The sequence below is a fragment of the Sinomonas sp. genome (assembly GCF_051955515.1).
Taxonomy (GTDB): Bacteria; Actinomycetota; Actinomycetes; order Actinomycetales; family Micrococcaceae; genus Sinomonas.
In genome coordinates this window covers 1-3,653 of record NZ_JBQCGQ010000128.1, presented here as the reverse complement: position 1 = coordinate 3,653, position 3,653 = coordinate 1, and the positions used below count along the sequence as shown (strand labels likewise).

At 70.0% G+C, this 3,653-nt stretch carries 4 protein-coding genes; 2 read left to right on the top strand and 2 right to left on the bottom strand.

Features of this window, described 5'->3' with window-relative positions; translation table 11 throughout:
- Positions 1 to 134: 134 nt before the first annotated feature.
- On the top strand, positions 135 to 785 hold the full coding sequence (locus tag ACTHL9_RS07040; RefSeq protein WP_440518136.1) for a nucleotidyltransferase family protein: 651 nt from the start codon (positions 135 to 137) through the stop codon (positions 783 to 785).
- Here ACTHL9_RS07040 and ACTHL9_RS07035 read toward each other — a convergent pair.
- Positions 767 to 1,837 (bottom strand): tellurite resistance/C4-dicarboxylate transporter family protein, encoded by a 1,071-nt coding sequence (locus ACTHL9_RS07035; protein ID WP_440518135.1) that lies wholly within the window; start codon positions 1,835 to 1,837, stop codon positions 767 to 769. The two genes, ACTHL9_RS07040 and ACTHL9_RS07035, sit on opposite strands and share 19 nt — an antisense overlap.
- Positions 1,838 to 1,924: 87 nt before the next feature.
- On the opposite strand from ACTHL9_RS07035, the gene ACTHL9_RS07030 reads away from it, so the two are divergent.
- Positions 1,925 to 2,608 carry an SGNH/GDSL hydrolase family protein gene (locus ACTHL9_RS07030; protein ID WP_440518134.1) on the top strand — a complete coding sequence of 228 codons (684 nt, stop codon included), beginning with the start codon at positions 1,925 to 1,927 and terminating at the stop codon, positions 2,606 to 2,608.
- Here ACTHL9_RS07030 and ACTHL9_RS07025 read toward each other — a convergent pair.
- Positions 2,605 to 3,450: an NAD-dependent epimerase/dehydratase family protein gene (locus ACTHL9_RS07025; RefSeq protein WP_440518133.1), complete on the bottom strand. Its 846-nt coding sequence runs from the start codon at positions 3,448 to 3,450 to the stop codon at positions 2,605 to 2,607. The genes ACTHL9_RS07030 and ACTHL9_RS07025 overlap by 4 nt on opposite strands.
- Positions 3,451 to 3,653 lie beyond the last annotated feature (203 nt).

The window sequence follows — 3,653 nt, the reverse complement described above, 5'->3', positions numbered from 1 at the left end:
CGAGTCGCAGCCGGGCCCCACGGGCCTCCAGGCGGCACAGGTCCGCCCTCTCTGAGCCCTGCGGATCACCCCGGAAGGCCGGCAGCGTCCACGCTGCCGGCCTTTGGTTTCGCCGGGGGCCGTACTCTGATGGCATGCAGCCCTCCCCCGGCCGGCCGATCGACGGTCGGCCCTCGCCTGACCGCCCGGTCGCCGGCGTGCTCCTGGCCGCCGGCGCTGGTCGCCGATTCGGGAAGCCCAAGGCCCTCGCGGAGTCACCGGAAGAAGGAAACTGGCTCCAGCGCGGCGTGCGCCTCCTGCTCGGCGCAGGGTGCGCGCCCGTCGTCGTGGTTCTCGGGGCGGGAGCCGACGAAGCCCGCGCGCTGATTCCGGAGGGTGATGCGCGCGTGATCCCCGTCGTCGCTCCCGACTGGGAGGCCGGCATCGGGGCCTCGCTGCGCTCCGCTTTCGACGCTCTCTTCCGCGAACCGGCCCCTGTTGCAGCCCTCATCACGCTCGTTGACCTTCCGTACCTCGCGGCGTCCGCGCTGGACCGCGTGCTCGACGGCGGAGCCGAACCTTCGATGCTGCGGCGCGCCGTCTACTCGGGACAGCCTGGGCATCCCGTGCTCATAGGACGGGATCACTGGGATAGCCTCCAGGCGGGGCTCGTCGGAGACCTGGGGGCAGGCCCATACCTCAGAGAACACGGTGCGGAGCCGGTCGACTGCACAGGATTGGGCGGGGACGACGACGTCGACACACCACCCGGGCCAGAATCCCCGTCTCAACGCCGAGGCACGTAGACCCTGCCGCCCTGGATCACGCGGGCAAGATGAAGAGCCATCGCCACGAAGGTGGCGACGAACGCGACGACGGCAACCCAGAGCTCCACCTCGCCGATCGCCTCCACGATGGGCAGCCGGTCCGCTCGCCCCAGATAGATGGCCGCGACGGCGTACATCCCCAGGGGGAAGATGACGCTCCACAGGCCGGGCTCATAGGAAAGAGAGACGCGCTTCACCAGATGCCGCCAAGCGCCAACGGCGACCAGCGCGGGGAAAAGCCATGTGGCGAACGCCCAGAAGGCCACCGAGGCGCCCGCGATGAGCCCCCGGGTGGCGTCGATGATCGGGGCGTCTGACATCTCGATCAGCCGCGCACCCGCGAGGACGGTGATGGCCATGGCCCCCATCGCCACGAAATAGCCGGGCCGGAGATCTTCGGCTTCGACCGGGTAGACCATGAGCCGCAGGGCCACGAAAATCCCCGTCGCTGCGTAGAGCACGATCCCCACGCTCCAAGCGAGCACCCCGAGGAGAGCAACGGCCATGGTGGCCGGGCCCGCGAACGGCTCGAGGGTCGCGCAGCCGACCGCGACGGACTGGCTCGCCACGCTCCAGACGAACCACGTCCCATTGGCTTCCTTCACGACAGGGCGCTCGGAGCGGCCGAGCACCGCCGTCCACGGGATCACATACCCGAGGACGATCCAGGCGACCGCGCCGATGGCGAGGAGCAGCGCCGCCAGCCAGTGAACCCCGGCCGCCGCCGTGCGCACCCCGAGCACGTTCGTGCCGGCCACGAAGGTGTAGAAGCCGAAGGCCCGCGAGGGATCCGTCGCGTCGCGGACCACGGCCGCGCGATGGCGCACGAGGCGTACTACGTTCAGGGCGAGGATCATCGCGTAGGACGCCGCGCAGAGCGTGAACAGCACCCCGGAGGGCACGTCGAACCCCTCGAGGATGAGCCCGACGGAGATGATGCCGCTGGCCATGACGAGGGCGAAGTATCCGGGGTTGAGGGTGGAGACGGCTTCGGTGATCCGCTGTCCGCGATTGCCCTCGTCCGCCGCCATGGCGCCAGTTTATCCGCGGCCTTCGGACGCCTCGGCCAGCCACCGCAGGGTTGGCCGGCCCCCTCCCCTGAGGAATACTGGGGCCTCGTGGAGACCAGCGAAAGCCCGACGGCGGGCCAGCAGCGCTCGCGGCGGCTCGCCCTCCTCGTCGCGCTCGGGGTCTCTCTGGTCGTGCTGCTCTGCGTGGCGAGCTCTGGCCTTCTGCCGATCCGCGCCCAGGTGGTGGTGATCGGGGATTCGCTCAGCACCGGGTTCGGCACGTCCGCCTCTGACGCGTGGCCGGTCCTCGTGGAGCGGGACGAGGAGCACGGCGGGAATCTCGAGGTGCTCAATGCCGCAGAGAACGGCAGCGGCTACGTGGCCCACGGCGAGAACGACTCCACGTTCCTCACGGAGGTCGAGCGCTTCGTGGGGGCGGATGCGAGCATCGTCCTGTTCTTCGGCTCGGACAATGATCTGGGGACCGCCCCCACGGAAATCACCGACTCCGCAGTCCTCGCCTTCGAAACGGCGAAGGCCAAGGCACCCGAGGCGAGGATCGTCGTCGTCGGCCCGCCGTCCTATTCGCCGACTCCCGCACCCGACCTCGCTGCCGTCCGCGATGCTCTGCACAAGGCGGCGGGCACGGCGGGCGTCTCCTTCGTGGACCCCATCGCCGACGGCTGGATCGCCGGCGATGTGCGCGACCTCATCGGGCCAGACGGCGAGCACCCCACCGCTCAGGGGCACGTCCGACTCGCCCAGCTCATGGAGAACGTGATTCGCGGCTAAGCCTCCTGCCGCCAGCTGTACTTGGGCTCGTAGCCGAGCAGCCGTCGCGCCTTGTCGATCCCGAGCATCGTCTCGTGCTCGCCGAGTTCCTTCGTGACTGTGACGTTCGGGAACACCTCGGCGGCAAGGGAGGCGGACGAGCGGCTCATCACGGTGTCCGCCGCCGCGATGATGTAGGCCTCGAAGCCGGGACGCGCGCTCGTGAGGGCCTTCTCGATCGCCTGGGATCCGTCGCGGGCGTCGATGTACCCCCAGAGATTCCACTTGCGCCCGCGGGGATCGCCGTCGAAGGAGGGGAAGCGGTCGTAGTCCGCGGGCACCATGACGTTCGAGAACCGGAGGGCCGAGACGCTGAGGTCCGGGTTCCACCGGCACAGCTGCCGCGCCATCTGCTCCTCGAGGTGCTTGACGAGGGAATATGTGCTCTCGGGACGTGCCTCGTATTCCTCGTCGACGGGAATGTACGGAGGATCGATGTCGAACGGGAGTCCGAGGACCGTCTCGCTCGAGGCGTAGACGATGCGGTTGATGCCGAGCTTTCGCGTTGCCTCGAAGATGCTGTAGGTGGAGAGCATGTTGTTGCGGAAGGTGGCGGCGTCCGGTGCGAGCCCGGGCGCGGGGATCGCCCCGAGGTGCACGACTGCGTCGATCCCGTCGTAGCGGTCGTCGACCCCGCCGAGGGCGTCGATCACCTGGCCGAAGTCCGTCAGGTCGGTCTGGATGAAGCCGGGGTCGCGCTCCCCCACCCGATCCAGGTTCCACACCTCGTGGCCCGCCGAGCGCAGATACTCGACAGCCACCCGACCGAGCTTCCCGCTTCCTCCGGTGAGTGCAATCTTCATGGAGCTCCCTTCGGACCGCGGCGAGGCGGCCCATCCGTTGTCTGGTCAGACCTCACCCTGCTTAGCAGAAGGGGCCCGGCCGCGTGAAGGGGTTGCCACGAGTTGCGGGGGGGGGGGGGGGGGGGGGGGGGGGGGCGCCCCCCCCCGCCCCCCCCACCGGCGCCGGGGCGGCCCCGCGGCGCCCCGCCGCCCCCCCCCCCCCC

Bases quoted from the DNA above. Each gene is read 5' to 3' on its own strand.
- ACTHL9_RS07035 (WP_440518135.1), bottom strand. From the start codon at position 1,837: ATGGCGGCGGACGAGGGCAATCGCGGACAGCGGATCACCGAAGCCGTC.
- ACTHL9_RS07040 (WP_440518136.1), top strand. From the start codon at position 135: ATGCAGCCCTCCCCCGGCCGGCCGATCGACGGTCGGCCCTCGCCTGAC.
- ACTHL9_RS07025 (WP_440518133.1), bottom strand. From the start codon at position 3,450: ATGAAGATTGCACTCACCGGAGGAAGCGGGAAGCTCGGTCGGGTGGCT.